Annotated in this window: 22 protein-coding genes and 1 other RNA gene; 12 read left to right on the forward strand and 11 right to left on the reverse strand. The window is 36.9% G+C overall.

Annotated features, from left to right (window positions below; genetic code table 11):
• Window positions 1-1,139, reverse strand: a 1,139-nt coding sequence (locus tag ADIARSV_RS14535) for a NupC/NupG family nucleoside CNT transporter (RefSeq protein WP_040300212.1), incomplete at its 3' end; no start/stop codon positions are given.
• A gap of 46 nt (window positions 1,140-1,185) precedes the next feature.
• Window positions 1,186-1,785 carry a bifunctional nuclease family protein gene (locus ADIARSV_RS14540; RefSeq protein ID WP_016196342.1) on the reverse strand — a complete coding sequence of 200 codons (600 nt, stop codon included), beginning with the start codon at window positions 1,783-1,785 and terminating at the stop codon, window positions 1,186-1,188.
• Between the two features lie 68 nt (window positions 1,786-1,853).
• Between ADIARSV_RS14540 and ADIARSV_RS14545 the strand changes: the two genes are divergently transcribed.
• Window positions 1,854-2,189, forward strand: a complete 336-nt coding sequence (locus ADIARSV_RS14545; protein ID WP_016196343.1) for a tetratricopeptide repeat protein — start codon at window positions 1,854-1,856, stop codon at window positions 2,187-2,189.
• Window positions 2,182-3,405, forward strand: a complete 1,224-nt coding sequence (gene chrA / locus ADIARSV_RS14550; RefSeq protein WP_016196344.1) for a chromate efflux transporter — start codon at window positions 2,182-2,184, stop codon at window positions 3,403-3,405. Before ADIARSV_RS14545 ends, chrA begins: the two co-directional genes overlap by 8 nt.
• Here chrA and dnaB read toward each other — a convergent pair.
• Window positions 3,402-4,964 (reverse strand): replicative DNA helicase, encoded by a 1,563-nt coding sequence (gene dnaB, locus ADIARSV_RS14555; protein ID WP_016196345.1) that lies wholly within the window; start codon window positions 4,962-4,964, stop codon window positions 3,402-3,404. The two genes, chrA and dnaB, sit on opposite strands and share 4 nt — an antisense overlap.
• A 594-nt stretch (window positions 4,965-5,558) precedes the next feature.
• Here dnaB and rlmB point away from each other — a divergent pair.
• The 7 genes from rlmB (at window position 5,559) to ADIARSV_RS14590 (ending at window position 14,403) form a co-directional block, all read left to right on the forward strand.
• Entirely contained in the window at window positions 5,559-6,323 is a 765-nt protein-coding gene (gene rlmB / locus ADIARSV_RS14560) for a 23S rRNA (guanosine(2251)-2'-O)-methyltransferase RlmB (RefSeq protein ID WP_016196346.1), read from the forward strand.
• Between the two features lie 47 nt (window positions 6,324-6,370).
• Window positions 6,371-7,069 (forward strand): 3'-5' exonuclease, encoded by a 699-nt coding sequence (locus tag ADIARSV_RS14565; RefSeq protein WP_016196347.1) that lies wholly within the window; start codon window positions 6,371-6,373, stop codon window positions 7,067-7,069.
• On the forward strand, window positions 7,066-8,970 hold the full coding sequence (locus ADIARSV_RS14570) for a DUF294 nucleotidyltransferase-like domain-containing protein (RefSeq protein ID WP_016196348.1): 1,905 nt from the start codon (window positions 7,066-7,068) through the stop codon (window positions 8,968-8,970). The genes ADIARSV_RS14565 and ADIARSV_RS14570 overlap by 4 nt, the downstream gene beginning before the upstream one ends.
• Window positions 8,971-9,087: 117 nt before the next feature.
• Entirely contained in the window at window positions 9,088-11,724 is a 2,637-nt protein-coding gene (adhE, locus tag ADIARSV_RS14575) for a bifunctional acetaldehyde-CoA/alcohol dehydrogenase (protein ID WP_016196349.1), read from the forward strand.
• A 105-nt stretch (window positions 11,725-11,829) separates the two neighbouring features.
• On the forward strand, window positions 11,830-12,042 hold the full coding sequence (locus ADIARSV_RS14580; protein ID WP_016196350.1) for a hypothetical protein: 213 nt from the start codon (window positions 11,830-11,832) through the stop codon (window positions 12,040-12,042).
• Between the two features lie 23 nt (window positions 12,043-12,065).
• Window positions 12,066-13,145 (forward strand): glutamate 5-kinase, encoded by a 1,080-nt coding sequence (gene proB / locus ADIARSV_RS14585; RefSeq protein WP_016196351.1) that lies wholly within the window; start codon window positions 12,066-12,068, stop codon window positions 13,143-13,145.
• 10 nt (window positions 13,146-13,155) lie between these two features.
• Window positions 13,156-14,403 carry a glutamate-5-semialdehyde dehydrogenase gene (locus ADIARSV_RS14590; protein ID WP_016196352.1) on the forward strand — a complete coding sequence of 416 codons (1,248 nt, stop codon included), beginning with the start codon at window positions 13,156-13,158 and terminating at the stop codon, window positions 14,401-14,403.
• A gap of 69 nt (window positions 14,404-14,472) precedes the next feature.
• Here ADIARSV_RS14590 and ADIARSV_RS14595 read toward each other — a convergent pair whose 3' ends face one another.
• The 5 genes from ADIARSV_RS14595 to ADIARSV_RS14610 all read right to left on the reverse strand — a co-directional run bounded on the left by ADIARSV_RS14595 (window position 14,473) and on the right by ADIARSV_RS14610 (window position 18,216).
• Window positions 14,473-15,003 carry a DUF6580 family putative transport protein gene (locus ADIARSV_RS14595; protein WP_040300230.1) on the reverse strand — a complete coding sequence of 177 codons (531 nt, stop codon included), beginning with the start codon at window positions 15,001-15,003 and terminating at the stop codon, window positions 14,473-14,475.
• Window positions 15,004-15,213: 210 nt separating this feature from the next.
• Entirely contained in the window at window positions 15,214-16,599 is a 1,386-nt protein-coding gene (locus tag ADIARSV_RS14600) for a sigma-54-dependent transcriptional regulator (RefSeq protein WP_016196354.1), read from the reverse strand.
• A gap of 118 nt (window positions 16,600-16,717) precedes the next feature.
• An RNA gene (gene rnpB / locus ADIARSV_RS20740) (RNase P RNA component class A) lies at window positions 16,718-17,103 on the reverse strand.
• Between the two features lie 23 nt (window positions 17,104-17,126).
• Window positions 17,127-17,567: a c-type cytochrome gene (locus tag ADIARSV_RS14605; protein WP_152439902.1), complete on the reverse strand. Its 441-nt coding sequence runs from the start codon at window positions 17,565-17,567 to the stop codon at window positions 17,127-17,129.
• Window positions 17,560-18,216 (reverse strand): SCO family protein, encoded by a 657-nt coding sequence (locus ADIARSV_RS14610; RefSeq protein WP_083936594.1) that lies wholly within the window; start codon window positions 18,214-18,216, stop codon window positions 17,560-17,562. Before ADIARSV_RS14610 ends, ADIARSV_RS14605 begins: the two co-directional genes overlap by 8 nt.
• Before the next feature lie 80 nt (window positions 18,217-18,296).
• On the opposite strand from ADIARSV_RS14610, the gene folB reads away from it, so the two are divergent.
• Window positions 18,297-18,662 carry a dihydroneopterin aldolase gene (gene folB, locus ADIARSV_RS14615; protein WP_016196357.1) on the forward strand — a complete coding sequence of 122 codons (366 nt, stop codon included), beginning with the start codon at window positions 18,297-18,299 and terminating at the stop codon, window positions 18,660-18,662.
• Window positions 18,663-19,333: 671 nt separating this feature from the next.
• Here folB and ADIARSV_RS14620 read toward each other — a convergent pair.
• Window positions 19,334-19,759: an acyl-CoA thioesterase gene (locus tag ADIARSV_RS14620; RefSeq protein WP_016196358.1), complete on the reverse strand. Its 426-nt coding sequence runs from the start codon at window positions 19,757-19,759 to the stop codon at window positions 19,334-19,336.
• Between the two features lie 172 nt (window positions 19,760-19,931).
• Here ADIARSV_RS14620 and ADIARSV_RS14625 point away from each other — a divergent pair, with 172 nt between their 5' ends.
• Window positions 19,932-21,242, forward strand: a complete 1,311-nt coding sequence (locus ADIARSV_RS14625) for a hypothetical protein (protein WP_040300215.1) — start codon at window positions 19,932-19,934, stop codon at window positions 21,240-21,242.
• Between the two features lie 2 nt (window positions 21,243-21,244).
• On the opposite strand, the gene xerD is transcribed toward ADIARSV_RS14625, so the two are convergent.
• Complete coding sequence (gene xerD / locus ADIARSV_RS14630) at window positions 21,245-22,141, reverse strand: site-specific tyrosine recombinase XerD (protein ID WP_040300217.1); 897 nt, start codon at window positions 22,139-22,141, stop codon at window positions 21,245-21,247.
• 38 nt (window positions 22,142-22,179) lie between these two features.
• Between xerD and aroQ the strand changes: the two genes are divergently transcribed.
• Complete coding sequence (gene aroQ, locus ADIARSV_RS14635) at window positions 22,180-22,641, forward strand: type II 3-dehydroquinate dehydratase (protein WP_016196361.1); 462 nt, start codon at window positions 22,180-22,182, stop codon at window positions 22,639-22,641.
• 67 nt (window positions 22,642-22,708) lie between these two features.
• Here aroQ and ribD read toward each other — a convergent pair whose 3' ends face one another.
• Window positions 22,709-23,776: a bifunctional diaminohydroxyphosphoribosylaminopyrimidine deaminase/5-amino-6-(5-phosphoribosylamino)uracil reductase RibD gene (ribD, locus tag ADIARSV_RS14640; RefSeq protein WP_016196362.1), complete on the reverse strand. Its 1,068-nt coding sequence runs from the start codon at window positions 23,774-23,776 to the stop codon at window positions 22,709-22,711.
• Between the last annotated feature and the right edge of the window lie 74 nt (window positions 23,777-23,850).

Below are 23,850 nucleotides of genomic sequence, written 5' to 3' on the forward strand. Positions count from 1 at the left end.
ATAGCGATAGAACTAAAGTTAGCAAAGCCACATAAAGCAAAACTAGTGATCACCAATGTTTTAGGTTCTATAACTCCTTGAACTTTAACAAGGTCTAAATATGCAACAAACTCGTTTATAACCATCTTGGTACCCATAAGCGATCCTGCAGTATGGATATCTTTAAAGGGTACACCCATTGCCCAGGCAAAGATCGAAAATAATGAACCTAGAATTTGATTCAGACTTAAGTGATTGATGTCTATTCCTACAAATGAAAGCGACAAACCAATACTGCCCAGCATAGAGCCAATTCCACCCAGTACATAATCTACCAAGGCGATGATGGCTATAAAACCGATTAGCATAGCAATTACATTTAAGCCCACTTTTAAACCATCACTGGCACCATGCGATATAGAATCAACCAGGTTAGCGCTAGTTTTTTTAATCTCCAATGATACTGCACCTTTCGTTTCTGATATTTCAGTTTCAGGCCATACAATCTTAGAGATTACCAACGCTGCCGGAGCTGCCATGATGCTTGCTGCTAATAAGTATTCGGCAGGTACACCAAATGATATGTAAATGGCCATCACACCACCAGCGATACAAGCCATACTTCCAGTCATGGAGGCCAGTAATTCGGACATGGTCATTCCTTTTAAATAAGGCTTAATCATGATTTGAGCTTCAACCTGTCCCACAAACGCACTGGCAATATTAGATAATGCTTCAGCACCTGATACACCCATAAGTTTGTAAACCCCAAAGGCAAGCACCTTCACGATCCTTTGCATGATACCCAGATAATAGGCCACACTAACCAGTACAGCCACAAAGATTATGGTAGGAACGATGTTAAAAAAGAATATCGTATTTACACCAAATGCAGTATTAAGCGCTAGTCTATTGGCTAAAGGACCAAAAACAAAATCTGCTCCAGCATGAGAGAAATCAAGAATCTTGGTCACACCTGCTCCAAGCCAGGAGAAAATTAATTTTCCTGCAGGAACTTTAAGAATAAAAATAGCCAGAACAAGCTGAATGGCTATACCAGAGAAAACTAAACGATAATTAATTGCCTTACGGTTGTTAGACATTAAAAAAGCAATGGCGAAAATTAGTAGTATACCAATCAAGCCGGTGAATCTTTCCATTTATTATTTGTATAAGGTTATTTTATGCTGTAGGAATTGGACTAAGTTATGAAGACTTTCTTTTGGATAGTTCATCTCTTATTTTTACTGCTTTTTCATAGGCCTCCTCCAATAAGGCTTGTTGAAGTTTCTCTTTTAGCTCTTCTACGCTGAAGGACGAGTATCCCTGGGGTGTTACTTCAGGTTTATCATCAGCCGTATTCGGATCAATATTTTCTAGAAAAACAAAATCATTTCCCTCAATCATGATTCCCGCAGTGGCCAAAATGAACTCATATGTATGTATAGGACATTCAAAACGAACGGCTAGAGCCACTGCATCCGACGTACGTGCATCAATTTCATGCAAATGTTCCCCGTCACTACAGATTAACTTGGCATAAAAGATCCCATCTACCAGATTATAAATAATTACTTCTTGTACATTGATATGAAAAGATAATGCAAAGGACTTAAACAAGTCATGAGTAAGAGGACGGGTAGGTGTCATCTTTTCAATTTCAACAGCAATAGCCTGAGCCTCAGATCCCCCAATAATAATAGGAAGGCGACGTCTACCGTTGACTTCCCCCAAAACCAAGGCATAAGCGCCAGATTGAGTTTGACTATACGATAACCCTACAATATCTAATTTTATTTTTTTCATTCCGTTTACCCTTAATCGCCTGTTTTGTTTTATTTTGCAAAAATAGATTAAAAAAGCATTTAATTATAATGAACAACGACCGATTACAAAAGCTTTTAGCTTTTTTAGATAATGATCCTGCTGACCCTTTCATAAAATACGCCCTTGCAACTGAATATATGAAACAAAAAGATCAGAAACAAGCTCTTATTTATTATGAAGATCTTTTAATGAATAATGAAAATTACGTGGGAACCTATTATCATGCAGGAAAATTATACGAAACGATGGGCAGACCTGCAGAAGCCATCAAAGTATATGAAAAAGGAATGGCTATAGCAAAGACGGCTAATGATATGCATGCATTTTCGGAGCTTCAAACCGTATATTTATCCGTAACAGGGCCAGATTACGAGAATGATTAAGCTTAGCGCAAAGAAAATTTTATTCCTCAGAGATGTAACACTTTTTACATTCACTGCCTTTGGTGGTGCTCAGGGTCATTTAGCAATTATGCTCAAAGACTTTGTTATGAAGCGGAGATATATTTCTGAATCGGAACTTTTAGAACTAAATGCCATGACGATGGTGCTTCCCGGACCATCGTCCACGCAAACACTCGTCGGAATTGCCTATAAAGTAGGAGGGTTTTGGTTATCCATATTGACCTTTCTGATATGGGTTACTCCTTCCGCCGCTGTACTATGTGGTGTAGCCACCATGTATTCTTTCCTGGGAGCTAAAAATGAGTTCAATCAGGTAATGACTTTCATTCAACCTATTGCGGTAGGAATTGTAGGGTCTGCCGCCATCACTTTAGGACTTAAACAGCTCAAATCCAAGCTTTCCCTATGGCTTGCCTTTTCTGCTGTAGTAGCTACACTGATCTTAAAAAATGCATTCGTTTTCCCTATCCTAATCTTGTTAGGTGGCATTTTATCCTCAGCGATTGAGGATACACAGGAAGAACCAAATCTTCAAAGCAATTTGTTTAAGAACATCAATCAGAAAAAAATCTTTTACTTTTTAGGCGTACTGCTTCTTTTTGCTTCCCTGGGAGCTATTATTAACCAAACATCGCCCTTTAGTTTACCAATAAGACTCTTTGAAAATTTTTATAGAAACGGTATTATTATTTTTGGTGGAGGACAGGTTCTCGTTCCTTTGATGTTTACGGAATTTGTGGAAATGAAGGAATACCTTACTGCCGACCAGTTTCTAAGTGGTTACGCATTTCAGCAGATCTTACCCGGACCAACCTTTTCTTTTACCTCATTTGTAGGTACTATGGCGATGCAAAATTCAGGTAGTGGACTTGGCGGACAGATTATGGGAAGCATTGTTGCCACTTTAGGAATCAATTTGCCAGGCGTAATTCTGGTTCTCTTCTTTGTTCCATTCTGGAATGATTTAAAGAAGATAGGAAGCATTAAAAGATCATTGTCGGGTATAAATGCAGTTGCGGTAGGTTTCGTAATAGCGGCCTTTATTTTCTTACTTCGGCCTTTACTGGCTAATTCTACTTCACACGCACTATTAGACCTGTCAATCGTTAGTGCTACCATCTTGATTTTACACTTCACCAAAATCAGAACCCCATGGCTAATCTTAGCAGGATTCCTTTTAGGTCTCCTGATTTAAAATGGTGCTTCATCTTCCATATCATCCATTCTTGATGGTCTGATGATGAAGTTTCCAGGCTTGTCGAAGTCAGCAGAAGGAGCCATACCCGCAAACTGATCATTGCTTTTAGCAGGGGAAGAGCCTACATTAAAATCATCTTCTAAATCGGTAAATTTCACATACTTACCTATAAATCGAAGTGGAACTGTACCTGTTTCTCCATTACGGTGCTTCGCGATAATTACTTCACCTACACCAATTGTTGATCGTCCTTCTTCATCTTCAGTCAACCCGTAATATTCAGGGCGATATAAAAACAGTACCATGTCGGCATCCTGTTCAATTGATCCAGACTCACGTAAATCGGATAACATCGGCTTTTTATTTGCACCCGGGCGACTCTCTACCGCTCTACTTAACTGAGACAGGGCAATCACAGGAACGTTAAGTTCTTTCGCAACAGACTTCAAAGCCCTGGAAATACTACCAATTTCCTGCTCACGATTTCCACCTTTACCTTCTCCTTTTCCATGCATCAGCTGCAAATAATCCACAATAACCATTTGTATATCATACTGAGCCTTTAATCGACGACACTTCGCTCTGAATTCAAAAATATTCAACGCAGGCGTATCATCTATAAATAAAGGAGCTTCAGTTAAGGTACCAATTTTTGAGTGCAACTGTTGCCATTCCCATTCAGCCAGACTTCCTTTACGTATTTTTTCCTGTTCAATCTCAGTTTCACCGGAAATTAAACGATTGACCAGCTGAACAGAGGACATTTCTAATGAAAAGACGACTACCGGTTTATTGAACTGAACAGCAGCATTACGGGCACAGCTTAACACAAACGCCGTTTTACCCATCGCTGGACGTGCGGCTATAATAACAAGATCGGATGGTTGCCATCCTGAGGTGATCCTATCCAAAGCGGTGAATCCCGATGGAACACCAGTTAAACCGTCTTCCTTATCGCGCAATTTTTCAAGAGAATCTAATGATTCACGAATGATATCATCCATTTTTCTTGAATCTCGACGCAGGTTATTTTGTGCAATATCAAACAGGTTTTTTTCTGCGTGATCTAATAAGTCAAATATGTCTGTTGTATCTTCATACGCGTTCTGAATGATCTCCGTAGAGATTCGGATCAATTCACGCTGAATAAATTTTTGAGATATTATACGTGCATGATATTCGATATTAGCAGCCGAAACAACACGATTTGTCAGTTCTGTTATATAATAAGCACCTCCAACAATCTCAAGCTCACCTTGTATTCTAAGCTGTGAGATGACGGTTAGAATATCAACTGGAGATGATTTTTGAAATAAAGTGGAGATGGCCTGAAATATTTTCTGATGCGTTTCTTTGTAAAAAAGCTCAGGTTTTAGAATATCAATAACGGCGGACAGAGCATCTTTTTCGAGCATTAAAGCACCAAGAACAGCTTCTTCAAGATCAATAGCCTGAGGAGGCAGCTTTCCAAGGCTACTCACTGTATTTGTAAGACGAGTTCGCCTGTCTGTACCAGTACCGCTTTTAAATCCTCCGTTCTCCATTTCTAAACTCATACTGCAAAAATACACAATCACGTTGTGTAATGTGGTATACAACTAATAAAGTCATTCAATTTTTTATATACATTTTTAATCACTGAGGTTTGAAAATTGATAATTAGTATGTTGATTCTATTCCTATTATTGCTTCGAAACTATTAGTTTAGCAGGATTTGAAATATGAATAAGATGTGTATAACTATTTCAGGATTATGATGGGGTATAGAGACAAGGGGAAGCGAGGGTGTCAGGCAAAGGAAGGGAAGCACTCTGTTACGTAATGTGTAGATATCTGCTGCGATGTTTGTTCGTTAGCACTCCCTTGGTGCACCCTTGCTCGTTCGACTCGAGGCGAAGCTTTGAGGGAGCACGAAGGAGCATGTAGCGAGCATGGTTAGACTTTTGGATACAGCTGGGCCGTTCTTAGGATACGGCCGTATGGAAACAATATAGTGTTACCTCTTATTAAAAGAGGGTTAATAAGGTGTTGAAGTAAAGCTCTTAAAAGGTATTCAGATGAAGCTTTATAGAAGTTGAAATATTATATTACAAGTTATTTAAGCGTTATATGGTCAAAAAATCGGTAATTTGTTCCATAATTATTTTTGAATGTATACAAATTCTGAAAAAGTCCGTAGAGAGCAAAATCAAATGATCTTTGGCATACGTGCTTTAATTGAAGCGATTAAGAGTGGAAAAGATATTGAAGCGGTTTATGTGCAGAGGGGCCTTACAGGGGCACTTTTTAATGAACTACGCGTACTGCTAAAGGAGGCGGAGATTACCTACCAGCAGGTTCCGGTCGAAAAACTAAACCGCATTACAACTAAAAACCACCAGGGTGTGGTAGGTATGATATCACCGGTTACCTATCAGAATATTGAAGATATTGTTCCTCAGATTTATGAAAAAGGCCAAATTCCACTATTGATTATTTTGGATGGAATAACGGATGTGAGAAATATGGGAGCTATTGCCCGTACGGCTGAATGCTCTGGTGTGCAAGCGATTATCGTTCCGGTTAAAGGCTCTGCCCAGATTAATCCGGATACTATTAAAACCTCTGCCGGTGCATTATTCAATATTCCTGTTTGTCGTCATGAAAGCCTTTTAAAGGTGGTTCGTTTTCTGCAAGCTTCAGGAATACAGATTGTTGCCTGTACGGAGAAAACAAATGACCTTTTATATAAAGTAGATTTTAAAGTTCCTACAGCTATTGTAATGGGATCGGAAGAAGATGGGATTTCTTCTGAAATCATTCGCATTGCTGACCATTTATCAAAAATACCAATGAGTGGTACAATTGGATCTTTAAATGTTTCTGTTTCGGCTGGAGTAATCCTTTACGAAGCAGTGAGACAGCGATTGGACTAAAACCTAAAGGCTTTATTGGAAGGATAGAGTCAATAAATTTTATTGAGTTGAAGGATTTTTATTTATTTATAGATACTGAAACGTCTGGGTTGCCTAAAAAATGGGATAAACCTTACTCGAAGATAGGCAACTGGCCTTATATTGTCCAGGTATCCTGGGTGGTATATACTAAAGATGGCCATGAAGTAATGCGCAAAGATCATTTTATAAGTGATGATGACTTTGTGACCTCTTCTGCGTCTTTTAAGATACATGGCTTCTCGGACGAGTACCGTAAGAAAAATGGTCAGCTGAGGAAAGAGGTAATGACTGATCTTTCTTCAGATCTGATGACTTATCAGCCAATGATCGTGGGGCATTTCACAGAACTGGATCTCCATATGATTGGATCAGACTTTTATCGCGCACATGTAAAGAATCCGGCACCGGATTTACCTGCATTTTGCACCATGATGGCGACAGTAAAACTGGTTAAAAATCCTAGAGCTAGTTTTTTAAGATTAGGTGAGCTGAATGAAACACTCTTCAATAAAAGTCTTGAAAACCCTCATAATGCCTTAGCCGATTCAATAGCAACGGCTAATTGCTTTTTTGAATTACAAAAAAGAGGACTGATTAATGATGAAATAATTGCATCACAGGAGGCTGGCTTGAATAAGGTGAAGTTGAATTCTAAACGATTTGCTTTTGTATTACCAGTTCTAATTGTATTTATTATTACCATACTAATATCTTTCCTTATATGACACGGGTCGAATTTTTAAAAAACGTTATCCCTTTCAACCTATTACCAGAAGAAGTTTTAGTTGGAGTTGCCGACTTATTTCATGAAGTGAAATATGTAAAGGATACGGTCATTTATCAGCAGGAACTGACTAAAATGAAAGGCATTGATATCATCGTTGAAGGTGAGTATGAGTCATTTTTTTACGATAGCTCACATTCCCGCCGACTGCTGGAGCACCATCATGGGGGATTTTGTTACGGGGGCGTGTCCGTTCTGCTGAACAGAAAAAGATCACTCCGCACAGTAATTGCAAAAAAAGGAACGGTTATTTACTTTTTACCACGAAAAGATTTCAGGGCATTATGCAATGGTTACGAAGACTTTTTCCATCATTTTACAACTGATTTTGGGAAAAGGATGCTCAATGAGGAGTTTGCACATTTTGCAAAACATCCTACCTCTTTTGAAGAAAGTTATATTGCATCCGAGCAGCTATATTCGCGTAAGATAGAAAGTATCGGGTATAAGGATATTGTGTATTGTGATTCGCTGACGCCAATTTTTGAAGCTGCATTAATAATGGCTGAACAAAAAACAAGTTGTCTGATTGTTAGAGATCAGGAAAATAAAGTTGCTGGATTTATTACCGACATCACCTTGCGCGACAAGGTCATAGCGAATAAGAAAGATCCAAACGGACTTGTAATTGATGTTGTAGATAACCCGGTTATGACCATAAACAGTCAGGCCTATGTGTATGAAGCCGTATTAATGATGTTTACCACCAAGACCAAGTATCTTCTTGTTGAAGATAAGGGTTCATTGAAAGGTATAATAAGTAGAAATAGATTATTAAGTGAGCAGGCACAGTCGCCATTGGTTTATATACAATCTGTTAAACTAGCCGTATCATTGGAGGAATTGAAGTCTAAGTGGGAACAGGTCCCTCAAATGATCACTCAATTACTCGGCAGGGGAGTAAATGCGGAGATTATCAATCAGATCATCTCCACTATTGCAGATACTATTGCTCAAAAGGTGATTGAAGAGGTGATCAAGGAAATTGGAACACCACCTGCGGAGTTTGTATTTATGGTTTTAGGAAGTGAAGGCCGCAAAGAACAAACACTTAAAACGGATCAGGATAACGCTATCATTTATGAAGATAAGGCAAATGAACAAAGGGAACTTGTAAGGGAATACTTCTTGAAATTTTCTACAATTGTTTCTGACCGATTGAATTTTATTGGATTTGTGTATTGTACGGGAGGTTTTATGTCAAGCAATCCAAACTGGACCCACTCTTTGTCGCATTGGAAACGTAATTACGAGAGCTGGATTGAAGATTCTTTGCCTGAGACTGTAATAAAATTTTCTACTTTTTTTGACTGCAGATATATTTATGGCAATAAGAAGATCATAGATGAACTTCAGGAGTTTCTGGATGAAAAACTGCAACAGCCAATGGGAAAATTATTTTTCTACATGGCAAATAATGCCGTTCAGTATCAGCCACCTTTAACGTTCTTCAAAAACATTAAAACGATAACCATTGGCTCGCATGAAGTGTTTGATATCAAAAAGTCAATGACACCCATAGTTGACCTGGTTCGGTTATACGCTTTAAAGAACAGGATCTTTAAAACCAATACAGGCGAAAGGATTAAAGCATTAAAGGATGCAGGTATATTTTCGGAAACGGAATATCACGAACTTACTCAGTCCTATTATTATCTGATGGCAATGAGACTAAGAAAACAGGCCAGTCAGATCATTCATGATAAATCTCTTCCCGAGAATTACATTGATCCGAATAACCTGACAAAAATTGAACAGGTAACACTAAAAGAAATATTTAAAACCATTGAAACTTTTCAATCTAAACTAAAAGTGGAGTACACAAACAGCCTGTTTGGCTAATAAAGAGGTTTATGATAACCATCATGACGATTCCTGATGACTGTCACTGAATATTTGCTTCTATAAAAATACCTTTATAGCACAAATTACTCATTGATTATTAAAACCAGTAATATCATGAAATTAACAAATGCAGAAAAGCTTCTTCAAAAAATTGAAAAAGTCCGTGAAGCACAACGATTATTCTCCACTTACACACAAGTACAGGTAGACGAAATCTTTAGACAAACTGCGATTGCAGCAAACAACGCCAGAATTTCTTTAGCTAAAATGGCCGTTGAAGAAACAGGGATGGGAATAGTGGAAGACAAAGTAATTAAAAATCACTTTGCCTCTGAATATATCTACAATCAATATAAAGACACATTAACTTGTGGTGTTATTGAAACAGACGAAGCATTCGGAATAACCAAAATAGCAGAACCAATAGGAGTTATTGCTGCCGTTGTACCAACAACAAATCCTACCTCTACAGCTATTTTTAAGGCGCTTATTGCTTTAAAAACCAGGAATGGAATTATCTTCTCTCCACATCCAAGAGCTAAAAACTCTACAATTGCAGCCGCTAAAATTATTTTAGATGCAGCAGTAGAAGCAGGGGCACCTAAGGACATTGTCGCATGGATTGATGAACCAACAGTTGAGTTATCTCAAATATTAATGGGAGCTTGTGACTTGATCTTAGCTACTGGCGGACCAGGTATGGTTAAAGCAGCATATTCATCAGGAAAACCTGCCATTGGTGTAGGAGCTGGTAATACACCTGCTATTATTGATGAAACAGCCCATTTAAAAATGGCTGTAAACTCCATTCTTCTTTCAAAAACTTTTGATAACGGAATGATATGTGCATCTGAACAATCTGTTATTGTTATAGATAGTATCTATGATGAAGTAAAACAGGAATTTGAAGATAGAGGTGCATACATCCTGAAACCAGATGAAGTAGAGAAAGTACGTAAGGTCATCGTTGTAAATGGTGCCTTGAATTCTCAGATCGTTGGACAATCAGCTTTTAAAATCGCACAATTAGCTGGTGTTTTAGTTCCCGAATACTCTAAAATTCTTATTGGAGAAGTAGAATCAGTAGAAAAAGACGAAGAATTTTCTCATGAGAAATTATCTCCGGTTTTAGCTATGTATAAGGCTGAAAGTTTCGAAAAGGCACTTGACAAAGCAGCGCGGTTAGTACAATTAGGTGGTTTTGGCCATACATCTGTTCTTTATACAGACGAAAATAAGTCTCATGACCGTATCGAACAATTTGGTGCAAGAATGAAGACCGGCAGAACAATCATTAACATGCCATCATCTCAGGGTGCAATAGGGGATATCTTTAACTTTAAGTTATCACCTTCACTTACATTAGGATGTGGTAGCTGGGGAGGAAACTCTGTTTCAGAAAATGTTGGTGTTAAACATTTATTAAATATTAAAAGCGTAGCAAGTAGAAGAGAAAATATGTTATGGTTCAGAGTTCCACCGAAGATCTACTTTAAATATGGCTGTATGCCTGTTGCTTTAAGAGAGCTTAAGGAACTTGGTCGTAAAAAAGCATTTATCGTAACAGATAAAGTGTTGTATAAATTAGGCTTCATCGATCCCGTAGTTAAGGTTTTAGAAAGTTTAGGTATTGAACATACCGTATACTTTGATGTAGATCCAGATCCAACATTGGATACTGCACGTAGAGGAGCTGCTGAGATGGCAATTTTCCAACCGGATACCATTATCGCACTAGGTGGTGGTTCTCCAATGGATGCTGCAAAAATCATGTGGGTATTGTATGAGCACCCTGAGGTTCGTTTTGAAGACCTTGCCATGCGTTTCATGGATATTAGAAAAAGAGTATATCATTTCCCTAAAATGGGCCAGAAAGCAATGATGGTGGCTATTCCAACATCTGCTGGTACTGGATCTGAGGTTACTCCATTCGCAGTAATTACAGATGAACATACTGGAATGAAATATCCATTAGCTGATTATGAGCTTACTCCTAATATGGCAATTGTGGATGCAGAGCTAATGATGAAAATGCCAAAGGGCTTAACTGCTGCTTCTGGTATTGATGCGATGACACATGCTCTTGAAGCGTATGTTTCTGTTTTAGCATCAGAATATACAAATGGCTTAGCACTAGAAGCAATCAGATTGATATTCAAATATCTTCCTCAGGCTTATAATGAAGGAACTACTAATGTTAAAGCAAGAGAGAAAATGGCTCATGCTGCAACTATTGCAGGTATGGCCTTTGCGAATGCATTCTTAGGTGTTTGTCACTCTTTAGCGCATAAACTTGGTGCAACTCACCATGTACCTCATGGTGTAGCTAATGCCATGTTAATTACTGAAGTGATCCGTTATAATGCTGTTGATAATCCAAGAAAACAAGCAACATTCCCACAATATAAATATCCGAATGCTAAATGGAGATATTCAAGGATTGCTGATTACTTGAACCTGGGTGGCAATACAGAAGATGAAAAGATTGAATTGTTAACTGCTGCTCTAGAAGATCTGAAAACTAAAATTGGTATTCCTACTTCAATTAAAGAGTTTGGTGTAACTGAAAAAGCTTTTTATAGTTCTTTAGATACCATGTCAGAACAGGCATTTGATGACCAGTGTACTGGTGCAAACCCTAGATATCCATTAATAAGCGAACTGAAACAGTTATATATTAATGCATACGAAGGAAAACAAAATGATTTGACTAAAGATGAGCTCAAACTGGAAACAGAAATTGTAGCCTAATTATTAATTATTAAGGAAAAAACCGGGAGCCTAGCTTCCGGTTTTTTTGTACCCTTTTTGGGCTTTTTTTTAAATTTTTTGTTCATTATATTTACTATAAATTAAATGAGCAAACAAAACTATATGGCCTACAACTTTTTCATTGTTCTTATTGATAACATACCAACAAAGTTTGAAAAGAACAGAATTATAGAAATAACCCCTCAGGATAACGGTGGTTCAAAAATCATAATGGACGCTTCTCATGAATCTGAAGAACCTATCATTTATTTCACTTCTGAGGCTTATGATGATGTAATGAAGTCTTTTTTGTCTTAAAAATTAGTAGTTTTATCTATCGTATGGATTTAAACTACAAAAGGATTGTAATAAAAGTTGGGTCAAATGTTCTTACTCAAGCAAATGGACTTCCGGACTTACATCGCATTGAACATTTAGTTGAACAAATTGCAGCAATTAAGAAACAAAATAAGGAAGTGATTTTAGTTTCATCGGGAGCAGTAGCCTTTGGAAGAAGTTTGCTTTCTGTATCTGATAAATGTGATGCTGTGGCAACACGCCAATTATTTGCATCAATAGGACAGGTTAAACTGATTAATACGTATTCAGATCTATTTAAAAAACAAAATCTGGTATGTGCCCAGGTATTGGTCACCAAAGAAGATTTTCGGGATAGACTTCACTACCTGAATATGAAAAATTGCTTTGACATATTAATTCAACATAATGTAGTCCCTGTTATAAATGAAAATGATGTCATATCTGTAACCGAACTTATGTTTACAGATAATGATGAACTTGCAGGGTTGATTGCCTCCCTGCTTAATGCAGATGCCTTAATCATTCTAAGTAACGTGGATGGAATTTTTAATGGTGATCCTAAAAACCCAGACTCCAAAGTAATAGAGCATATCGATCCTGATTTCAACAATTTCTCTGAGTTTATTTCGGCCAAAAAGTCGCAGTTTGGAAGAGGAGGGATGATTACTAAGTCAAGTATGGCTCATAAAATTTCGGGACTAGGCATCGCTGTTCATATTGCGAATGGTAGTACCGAAAACGTAATTGCTAAAGTTTTAAAAGAGAAGGTCATTAACACCCGATTTGCTCCACAGAAAATTGCTTCGGGTAAAAAGAAATGGATTGCCAACTCTGAAAATTATGTAACAGGTGTTGTTCGCATTAATGATGGGGCTAAACTTGCACTGACTTCTTCTAAAGCGAGTAGTTTACTGCCTGTTGGTTTGATTGGGATTGAAAAAGATTTTAAAAAAGGGGATATCATCCGCTTAATCGATCAGGACAACCTTGCTATAGGACTTGGCATTGCTGAGTATAATTCCGAAAAAGCGAAAGAAAGAGTAGGCTTAAAAAACCAAAAAGCTTTAGTACATTACGATTACTTATTTTTGACTCACTAAATTAATAACCATGAATCTTCAGCGTAATTTCGAAAATGCTAAATATGTCACCAAATTCTTATCTGAATTATCTGATGAAAAAATAGCTTCTATATTAGTTCAACTTGCCGATGAATTGCTGAAAGAGCAATCTTATATTATTGAAGAAAATCAAAAGGATCTTTTATTAATGGATCCGGAGGATCCTAAATTTGATAGGCTTAAACTCACAGAAAACAGGATAGCAGCTATATCAAAAGATTTGGTGAACGTTGCTAAGCTTAAAAGCCCTCTGCGAAAAGTATTGATGGAAAAAACATTACTCAATGGTTTGAATTTAAAAAAAGTGAGTGTTCCCCTTGGTGTGGTAGGTGTAATTTATGAAGCTCGTCCCAATGTAACTATAGACGTATTTTCTCTATGTATTAAAACTGGAAATGTTGCTATTTTAAAAGGTGGAAGTGATGCATACTTCACCAATCAAGCACTTATTTCAATGGTTCACTATATACTGGAACTAAATTATGTAAGTAAGTTTATAGTTCGATTACTTCCTCCAGAGAGGAGTTCTACTGAAGCTCTTTTAAATGCGGTTGGCCTTGTTGATGTGATTATCCCCCGAGGAAGCAATAGTTTAATAAAATACGTAAGGGAGCATTCAAAAGTACCGGTAATTGAAACAGGTGCTGGAATTGTGCATACTTTTGTTGATGAAACAGCCGATATTAAAAAGAGTCAGGCTATCATTTTCAACGCAAAGACAAGAAGGGTAAGTGTTTGTAATTCACTGGATTGTTTAATAGTTCATGAACAAAAGCTTAATGATCTTCCATTTCTAACCGAACCACTAAGTAGTGCCAACGTAATCATATATGCAGATGAACAATCTTTTGAAGCATTAAAAGATCATTATCCAACCCATTTACTTTTCCCGGCAAAGGAAGAGCATTTTGGTATTGAGTTTCTGGATTATAAACTTTCTATTAAAACAGTAACTGATTTGGAATCAGCTCTTGATCATATTGCAAAATACAGCTCCAAACATAGTGAAGCTATTCTTTCAGAAAATGAAGAGAACATTAACAGGTTTCTTTCTCGTGTAGATGCAGCGGCAGTCTACGCGAACGCATCAACGGGCTTCACAGATGGCGCACAGTTTGGACTTGGTGCCGAAATCGGTATAAGTACTCAGAAGCTACATGCAAGGGGCCCTATGGGCTTAGAAGAGCTCACAAGTTATAAATGGATTATTGTAGGAACAGGACAAATAAGGAATTAACTTGTTATTACATTCGAAAGAATTTGTATTGGACCTTAAAGATGGGATAAACAATAAGGGTTTTACTTCCTATTTTACAATAGCAAGTTTAGGATAACTTTTTTCCAGTAAATAGAAACTTCCAAACAATAGGGTTCCATAAATCGCATCAGCAATCAGCATGTTTCTTAAGAACGGCAAGCCCATGATATAAGATTGAGCAATTCCACTTAAGTTATGCGGATACCAAGGGTAAAGAAATGCAAAATTTGTGATTAAAAAGAATAGGATAGAACCTACTATTGAGGCGATAGCTATTTTCGCAGGAGTAACCTTATTTTTAATTGCTACTCCACAAAGCACCATAACGATGAAACCGATGTAAACAACGGCATTGAATCCACTACCTAGAAAAAAATCAGATATGGCCATTGCTGTTAATGGAACGATAAAGCCCATTGCCCTATTTTTAAATTGAGATCCAGCAAAGATAGCTAGAGCACCTACAGCAGTAAAATTCCAAATATGGGGAATATAAACAGGTAAAGCCCTTGTACAAGCGGCAAGTAAAATAAGAAGGCTTAGCACTATATATCTGGAAGAATGTACCTGTTTTATCATGTTCAAAGTTAAATGTAAAAAATCAAACAGAAAAGGGTATTCATGCATTTAGTGGTTTCATAGCGCAAATATCAACCGTATAATTGAATAATCGATCCTTTTTTAACCGGTTAATGAATTCTAATCGACCTTTTATAAGACAAATTTATATCCCTTTATTGTTTTAATTCCCTTTAATTAATAGCGACTATAAACTATTTTCAATCACCACTAATCGGAGCGTTTCAATCCATATTTCTCTATTTTACTATATAGATGACTTCTTTGAATATCAATATCGTCAGCTGTTTTTGACACATTCCAATTATTCTTTTGAAGCTTATATTTAATGTATTCTTTTTCTGATTGATCTTTATATTCTTGAAAATTGGAAAACTGATCAAAATTAACCTGAGGACTTTGTACAGAAACAGGAACTGCAACTACATCCTGAGGACCGGATGGATTAGCGAAAGTGCGCACATCATTTTCAGTGATTACCTTTTCACTCAGAATAATTAAGCGTTCAATCATATTCCTAAGCTCTCTAATATTACCGCTCCAGGGTAGATCCATTAATGCGTTCATTGCTCCGTCGCTAATCTTTTTAACAGGCATTCCATAATCAGAACAGATTTCATTACAAAAGCTATGCGCTAAGATTGGGATATCATCTTTTCTATCACTCAAAGGGGGAACATGAATCAGGATCACGCTAAGCCGATGATAAAGGTCCATACGGAAATTGTTGGCATCAATCTCTTTTTGAAGGTCTTTGTTTGTAGCAGCAATAACACGTACGTTTACTTCTATTTCTTTTTCGCCGCCAACACGTGTAATCTTATTCTCCTGTAAAGCCCGAAGAACTTTTGCCTGAGCTGAATGGCTCATATCTCCAATTTCATCAAGAAAAAGTGTACCACCATTGGCCTGCTCAAATTTTCCTATCCTTTGTTTTACGGCAGAAGTAAAAGAGCCTTTCTCATGCCCGAATAGTTCACTTTCAATCAATTCTGAAGGGATTGCAGCACAGTTGACTTCGATCATAGGTCCATTTAAACGTGAAGACTTTTCATGGAGCCATCGGGCTACGAGTTCTTTTCCACTACCATTAGCACCGGTAATTAACACGCGGGCATCAGTAGGAGCAACTCGCTCAATCGTATCTTTAATTTTTGATATGGCTGCTGAATCACCTAATATTTCGCGCACCTTACTTACCCTACGCTTCAGAACTTTAGTTTCGGTAACTAGGTTTCCTCTTTCTAAAGCATTTCTAACTGTAATAAGTAAACGGTTTAAGTCGGGGGGTTTAGAAATAAAATCATAGGCTCCCTTTTTACTGGCTTCAACAGCTGTTTCTATAGTACCGTGGCCGGATATCATGATAAAAGGCAGGTCAGGTCTTATGGAAAGCCCCTCAGATAGTACTTCCATACCATCCATTTTATTCATCTTTATATCACAAAGAACCAAGTCAAACTCTTCCTTTTTAATTAAAGAAAGACCATCAATTCCATTGTCTATATCCTCAACTTCATAATTTTCATATTCAAGTATTTCCCGTAATGTGTTACGAATAGCACGTTCATCGTCAATTATTAAAATCTTTGCCATAGTGTTCTTCTTTCGAACGTAGTAAAAATAAATTAGTTTGCTAATGTATACAAATATATACAGTTTAGATATGGATTTTTGCTATTAATTAAGAAGCTGTCCATGTGAGACAGCTTCTTAAAATTTAAGGTCTGTAAGCCGGGTTCTGTTCCTCAAGTAAATGAGGCTTCTATCATTTATCTAGCCTTGCCATCGCTGACAAGTTCAAACGACCTACCCACTGATGTATTCGCAAGAAGCAAATAAAGGACGAGCAGCCCTTAAACATCAGCATATTTGGTCTTTCAACTCCTGGGGTTTACCGCAATGCTTGTTACCAAACAAGGCCGTGAGCTCTTACCTCGCGTTTTCACCTTTTCCAACGATGCATAACACCTTTGGTAGTTTATTTTCTGTGGCACTTTCCGTTCATATTACTATGCCCTTCCCGTTAGGAAGCAGGATGCTCTGTGTTGCCCGGACTTTCCTCCTGATAATGTATCCGGCGATAGAACGACCTTAAGACACAAAGTTAGTTTATTTATTACTCATTTATACACTTCTTCACACTTCTTAAGATCAACTGATGCCTGATTTACCTCATATAAGCCTTGCTGATTTCCAAAGCTATTACTAATGTAGGTCACAAGAGCAGCAATATCAATATCGGCAAGCTGTGAATTTGGAGGCATTTGCTCCGCATAAGTAACTCCATGCACTTTAATTATATCGTTTATTCCGAATTTAATTGTGCAGGCAATACTGTTTATATTTTTCTGAATGTACAGGGTATCAGTTAGTGGCGGAATTAGCTGACCAAGCCCTTCACCATTTTTTCCATGACAATTCTGACAACTTATATCATACAGTTTTTTACCGTTTGTATAATATCGGGCATAGTTTAATTCACGTTCAGACTGGCAGGAGTATACCAAAGAACAAACCGCAGTAAACATGAATATTATAAATAAACCTCTATTTTTATTCATCTTTTTCTTTAAGAAGTATATCCATATCATCCATTAAAGTCGAAACCTGATCTTCTTGTGTGCCATCATAGGCCCCGCGTAACCTTCCTTTGCCATCTACTAATATGAACCAACCTTGATGAACGAAACCTCCAGGCGCATTTTTGTCTTCGTTTACAGCAACCAGATAGCTCTTTTCTGCCAAAGTATAAACTGAATCCCTGCTTCCCCTTAAAAATTCCCATTGAGTACCCTCAACACCTAGTTTAGTGGCATATGCCTTTAATTTTTCCGGAGTATCTGTTTTATAGTCGATCGTGTGAGAGGCAATTTTAACCTGATCGTTCCCTTTATATTTATCATAAAGCTTCAGCATATTTCGATGCATCACCGGACAAATAGAAGGGCAGGAGGTAAAGAAAAAATCAGCTACATATATTTTCCCTTTGAAGTCCTTCCCTGTTACCACCTTTCCATCCTGATTGATAAATCGAAAAGATGGAATCGTTTGGTAAACAGTATCCGTATACGATTTGCCATCAACAATTTTCGTAACTGCTTCCCGGTTTCCTAAAATTGGCAACCTGGTTGAATCTGAATTACACGATGTAAAAAAACTAAAGAAAATAAAGCACAGAAATGTAAAAGCAATGGAGGTACGATTATTCATATGAGCAAATTTAATGTATTTAACAACAATGCAGAATGATTGGTTTAGTTTATCTTTTCGATAAGTTCTACATTTGCATTATGTCAGCAACAATCAAAACAATCAGTCTGGAAGGGATTCGTTTCTTTTCTTTTCATGGATTCTTTCCAGAAGAGCAAATTTTAGGAACACCTTTTCTAGTTGATGTTTTAACAGAAATGAACAGTAAAGATGATGATTCAGATGATCTAAACCTAACGGTCAACTATGGGCGGCTTTTTGAGATCACTGAGGAAGAAATGAAAATACCCAGAAAACTATTAGAAAAAGTTGCATCATCCATCCTAAATCGCATCAAACATGAATTTCCGGAGTTAACTAAGATTAGCGTAATTATTAAAAAACTAACTTTACCTGTTAGAGGAGAAATGCAAAATGCCAAGGTCATGTTAACTTATACCAGGTAATTTAGTCATCGGGCCAAAGTGCACGATTGTTCCTATAGCTAAATTCAGAAAACAGAGGAAAAAAAGCTATTAATAGACTTAAACATATCTAACTAGATACTCCTAAAGTTATAATAATATTTCCCCTATTCCAGATACTGATTAAATAAAAATTTAAATTTTCAATTGTATAAATCACCTAATTCTCGTCAACTTGGCTCCTTATATGAACAAAAAATTATTAAACCTTATAAATATATAATAAGCTAATTCTCTTCAACTTGGCTCCTCATATGAATAAAAAGTTATTAAATTCTATAAATGTTCAATCAGATAGTTTTTGTCAACATGGTTCCTGATCTGGATAAAAAACTGTTAAACTTTATAAGTCTTCAATCAGATAGTTCTCTTCAACTTAGTTCCTGATCTGAATGAAAAACTGTTAACCTTTATAAGTCTTTAATCAGCTAGTTCCCATCAACCAGGTTCCTGATATGAATGAAAAATCAGTCAAATTTATAAGTCTTTAATCAGCTAGTTCTCGTCAACTTGCTGATTAACATAAATTAAAACATCTTACTCCCATAGTCAGCTAGTTTCCCCAATGAAATAGTTTAATAAATATACTTCAATTTTTGACTACAGCAGTCGGCAATCCTCATTTCTCTGCCAATCTTACCTCTTCGTAAACCTTAATAAACAAGAGCCTCAAAATCAATCATTTTCTGTCGTTCTATAGCAGGGATACGCTCAGGCTTGTTTGTATTATAATTAAAAAAAACACATACTGTCTTGCCCGTTGTACACACATCTTCTTCGCCTGCATGTAGAATGGTTAGAATATAGTCGACTTCAAAGCTGCAATTCCTCAGGTTTGATATCTTCACATAAGCAAATAACTCATCATTGAAACGAACCGGTTTTTTATAGTTAATCTCTGCATTCTGAATAATTATTCCTTTTGAAACACTTTTCCAATTGACTATTTGTCGCCAGTACCCCGAATGAGCCATTTCAAAATAAGTCAAAAAAACATCATTGTTCACAACGCCAAAGGCATTTAAATCACCAAAGCGGATAGGAATATTGGTTTTATAATGATATGAATCTATGTTCATAAAATTGAGATGAAGGGGGTTACACTTATATTTAATCAAATACGAATCATTTAATTGTGTAAATCATAAACGATAGATCATACCCCTTTGTTTCATTAGATTCATTTTCTTTTAAAAAATTAAAAACACTTCTCTTTTTTGCTTCTGATAAATCAAAAAGGTAATTTTGGGAATGCTGAATGATATTCCAGAAACAAAAAGAAAGGCACTTAAGATTAATTTAGACCCAACAATCTATGGCACATTTGCTGAGATTGGTGCCGGACAAGAAGTTGCAAGAAACTTTTTTACAGCAGGTGCAGCCTCCGGAACCATTGCAAAAACAATGTCTGCTTATGATATGGTTTTTAGTAATGAGATCTATGGTGCAGAATTATCAGGACGGTATGTAAGCAAATCGCGCCTGAACAGAATGTTAAGTCATGAGTTCGATCTGCTTGCTGAAAGATTGGACGGTAAATTATATGATAGAAGACGTTTTTTTTCATTTGCTAATACCGTTACCACTTTAAATTATAATAAAACAAACGACCCTCATGGTTGGGTAGGCATCCGGTTTCAATCAGAGCCTCATGGAGAAGCCAATGATATCATCATACATATCCGATTGCTGGACAGTGATTCAAGTTTACAGCAAAATGTACTTGGCGTTCTTGGTGTGAACTTGGTTTATGCTGCCTTTTTTTTAACAGATGATGTTCAACTCATGATTGAATCATTAGTGCACAACCTGTCAGTGGGATCAGTAGAAATTGATCTTATCAATTTAAAAGGACCTGTATTTAAAAATGTAAACGACTGTTTAGTCAACTTATACCTAATTGCCAAAGGTTTCTCAAGTGCTGCTATCTTTAATGAAATAGCAGAAATTCAGCAATCAAAAGATCTTTTGTACAAAAAGAATATTATGATTCTACGTACTAAGTTCCGACAAAAATCTATCCCTAACTTTGATCTTTTTAACCGTGCTGTAGAGCAATTCAAACGGACAGAAGGAATTGACGACTCCAACCTGATCGTATTAATTGAAGTGCTGATGTCTAACAGGTTCGATCAACAAACAGAAATAAGCAGATCAGATTTAGAGGAATTCGCAAAAAGAGCACAAGAACTGAGCGCAACGGGGAACCATGTCATCGTTTCTAACTTTTCCCGAAATCATAAACTAGCCCAATACCTTGCTAAATGCAGTCCTAGCAGTGTTGGAATCTCCACTAATATTGCCAATTTAAAAAAGATCTTTGATTCCAATCAATATGAAAAGAATTACACAGATGAACTTTTAAGTTACATAAGCGATCTGTTTAGTAAAAATGTGAAGCTTTACGCTTATCCCTACTTAAATAAAGACAATAAGGAAATCATTACAACCGCTAATATGCCGGTATCCCCACAGGCAAAACCCTTGTATGACTTTCTTATTCTGAATAATTACATCACTGATATTGAAAGCTACGATACCAAGGACGTGAAGACCATTTAAACTCAACTTCTTGGATGAAATTGCCTGATCGTATCTTGGAGATAGCTCTTTTCCAGGTGGGTGTAGATTTCTGTAGTGGTAATACTTTCATGCCCAAGCATATCCTGTACAGCTCTTAAATCTGCGCCACCTTCAACTAAATGCGATGCAAAGGAATGCCTGAAAGTATGCGGACTAATATTTTTATTTAAATTAATCTTCTTAGCCAAATCTTTAATCATAATGAAAATCATTACCCTACTCAGTGCTGCACCTCTTCTGTTTAAAAACACATAGTCCTCATAACCATACTTCAGTGTCTGGTGAACTCTATATTCATTGATATAGATTTGTAAGAACTTTATAGCTTCAGTGCCAATAGGGATGACACGCTGTTTGTCACCCTTTCCTATAACTTTAATAAATTCAATCTCCAAAGACAAATCTGAAAGCTTCAAATTAACTAGTTCAGACACCCTTAAGCCACAACCATACAACACTTCAATAATCGCTTTATTACGCATCCCTTCCGGTTTAGAAAGATCGATAGCTGCTATTAGGTCTTGTATTTCAATAATATTCAGGACATCAGGGAGCTTCCGTAATAACCGTGGACCTTCCATAAGTGCAGCAGGATCTGCAGTCAGGTTATTTTCAAATACCATGTATTGGTAAAATATTTTTATAGCTGATAGAATTCGGGCTTGTGATGACGCAAGTATGTCCAATTCGCTAAGCAAGCCAAAGAAAGACCTCAGATCATTTGTAGTAATAGATTCCGGTGTCTGATTCTTTAATCCCTTACAATATTGAGCCAGCTTCTTAACATCACCTTCATATGCTTCCAATGTATTTGATGATAATCCCCTTTCCAGCATCAAGTAGGATAAAAATCCTTTAATCGACGTATTCCAATCCATATGAACTTATTCTTACTCTATATTTCGATTAAACTAGTATGTTTGAAAATAATATAAATGTCAAAGGCGAAACAGCAATAGTAATGAAACTATACATCATTAATGGTCCCAATTTAAATTTACTGGGAATCCGCGAAAAAACAATCTATGGAGAATCAGGCTTTGAGCCTTTTTTCAATGGCTTAAAGGAACTATACCCTTCTGTGCAGTTTGAGTACTTTCAAAGTAATTCAGAAGGTGCCCTAATCGATAAAATACACGCTATAGGCTTTGAATATGATGGTATCATACTTAATGCAGGAGCTTATACTCACACTTCACTTGCTATTGCTGACGCAATTGCAGGCATTACTACCCCTGTAATAGAGGTACACATTTCCAATGTACATGCAAGAGAGCCTTACAGGCACCACTCTTACATGGCAAAAAACTGTAGAGGTGTCATATCAGGGTTTGGCTTAAACAGCTATCGCCTGGCTGTAGAAAGTTTTATTTATTAAACATACGACCAAACTGCCAGGCTAAATGTAAAATCAATTTAACAGGCATACACCCTGACTGTCAAGCTCAATGTGAAAGCTTTTTATTAAGCATACAGAGCAAACTATCTGGCCCAATTTGAATGGTTTCTTCTAAAATTCCGGTTAAGGAGGGTGCTTTTATGCCTTCCTGCCACAATTGAGCGCTTTTAAAGATCCTGGCTTCATCCCATAGATCAGCTTCTATAAATTGATTGATTACATGAACCCCTCCTTCAACAATCACCGATTGAATATCCATCAGGTATAACTGATAGGCAATCATCTGTACCAGATACAAATCAAATTCTTCGATATGCAAGTATTTAATCTTGTCCTTATATTCCGTTTTAATTGAATTAAATACAATCGTTTCCTGCGACTGATCTAAAATAGCGAGCTCATCTGTCAGTTCCAGATTCTTATCAATCACAATACGAACGGGATTACGGCCATTCCACAGTCTGACGTTTAATTGAGGATTATCCACTAAAGCAGTTGTTTTTCCCACCAGCACCGCATCTTCTTCAGTCCTCCATAAATGCGAAAGAACCTTAGCATCATAGCCACTAATCCACTTCTGTGCACGATCTAAAGGAGCAAAATAAGAATCTGCTGTCTGGGCCCATTTCAATATAATATAGGGACGCTGTTTCGTAACCCGTGTAAAAAAACGCCTGTTAATAAAGCTGCATGATTGCAATCCAAAGTTTTCAATCACCTCTATACCAGCATCCTTTAATTTCTGAACTCCTTTTCCATTTACGGGATCAAAAGGATCGGGAGCACCAATTACAACACGGCGAATCTGGTGCCTGATGATCAGATCTGCACAAGGAGGTGTTTTCCCAAAATGAGAACAGGGTTCTAAACTTACGTAAATAGTAGCCTCTTTCATTAACTCCGGATAGGAGTCAGGGTACTTACTAATCACCATGTTAACTGCATTTACCTCTGCATGTGCTTTGCCATATTGCTGATGATAACCCTCACCAATTATTTTATTATTGTAAACGATTACAGCACCAACCAGAGGGTTCGGACTAACATTCCCCTTTCCTAATCGCGCTAACTCTAAACACCGGTTTATATATTTAATCTCTGTTTTAAATTTCAATTTCAGCTTTATTTGAAAAACAAATTTAATAATTCAAATAGATAGGATTAAATAAAATACAATCCTTTATTTTG

Source organism: Arcticibacter svalbardensis MN12-7 (genome assembly GCF_000403135.1).
GTDB lineage: Bacteria > Bacteroidota > Bacteroidia > Sphingobacteriales > Sphingobacteriaceae > Arcticibacter > Arcticibacter svalbardensis.

Coding starts and splice junctions, on each gene's coding strand:
- ADIARSV_RS14545 (WP_016196343.1), top strand. CDS start 1,854: ATGAACAACGACCGATTACAAAAGCTTTTAGCTTTTTTAGATAATGAT.
- ADIARSV_RS14570 (WP_016196348.1), top strand. CDS start 7,066: ATGACACGGGTCGAATTTTTAAAAAACGTTATCCCTTTCAACCTATTA.
- adhE (WP_016196349.1), top strand. CDS start 9,088: ATGAAATTAACAAATGCAGAAAAGCTTCTTCAAAAAATTGAAAAAGTC.
- chrA (WP_016196344.1), top strand. CDS start 2,182: ATGATTAAGCTTAGCGCAAAGAAAATTTTATTCCTCAGAGATGTAACA.
- ADIARSV_RS14590 (WP_016196352.1), top strand. CDS start 13,156: ATGAATCTTCAGCGTAATTTCGAAAATGCTAAATATGTCACCAAATTC.
- dnaB (WP_016196345.1), bottom strand. CDS start 4,964: ATGAGTTTAGAAATGGAGAACGGAGGATTTAAAAGCGGTACTGGTACA.
- ADIARSV_RS14620 (WP_016196358.1), bottom strand. CDS start 19,759: ATGAACATAGATTCATATCATTATAAAACCAATATTCCTATCCGCTTT.
- ADIARSV_RS14595 (WP_040300230.1), bottom strand. CDS start 15,003: ATGATAAAACAGGTACATTCTTCCAGATATATAGTGCTAAGCCTTCTT.
- ADIARSV_RS14600 (WP_016196354.1), bottom strand. CDS start 16,599: ATGGCAAAGATTTTAATAATTGACGATGAACGTGCTATTCGTAACACA.
- aroQ (WP_016196361.1), top strand. CDS start 22,180: ATGTTTGAAAATAATATAAATGTCAAAGGCGAAACAGCAATAGTAATG.
- ADIARSV_RS14625 (WP_040300215.1), top strand. CDS start 19,932: ATGCTGAATGATATTCCAGAAACAAAAAGAAAGGCACTTAAGATTAAT.
- folB (WP_016196357.1), top strand. CDS start 18,297: ATGTCAGCAACAATCAAAACAATCAGTCTGGAAGGGATTCGTTTCTTT.
- ADIARSV_RS14610 (WP_083936594.1), bottom strand. CDS start 18,216: ATGAATAATCGTACCTCCATTGCTTTTACATTTCTGTGCTTTATTTTC.
- xerD (WP_040300217.1), bottom strand. CDS start 22,141: ATGGATTGGAATACGTCGATTAAAGGATTTTTATCCTACTTGATGCTG.
- proB (WP_016196351.1), top strand. CDS start 12,066: ATGGATTTAAACTACAAAAGGATTGTAATAAAAGTTGGGTCAAATGTT.
- rlmB (WP_016196346.1), top strand. CDS start 5,559: ATGTATACAAATTCTGAAAAAGTCCGTAGAGAGCAAAATCAAATGATC.
- ADIARSV_RS14540 (WP_016196342.1), bottom strand. CDS start 1,785: ATGAAAAAAATAAAATTAGATATTGTAGGGTTATCGTATAGTCAAACT.
- ADIARSV_RS14580 (WP_016196350.1), top strand. CDS start 11,830: ATGAGCAAACAAAACTATATGGCCTACAACTTTTTCATTGTTCTTATT.
- ADIARSV_RS14605 (WP_152439902.1), bottom strand. CDS start 17,567: ATGAATAAAAATAGAGGTTTATTTATAATATTCATGTTTACTGCGGTT.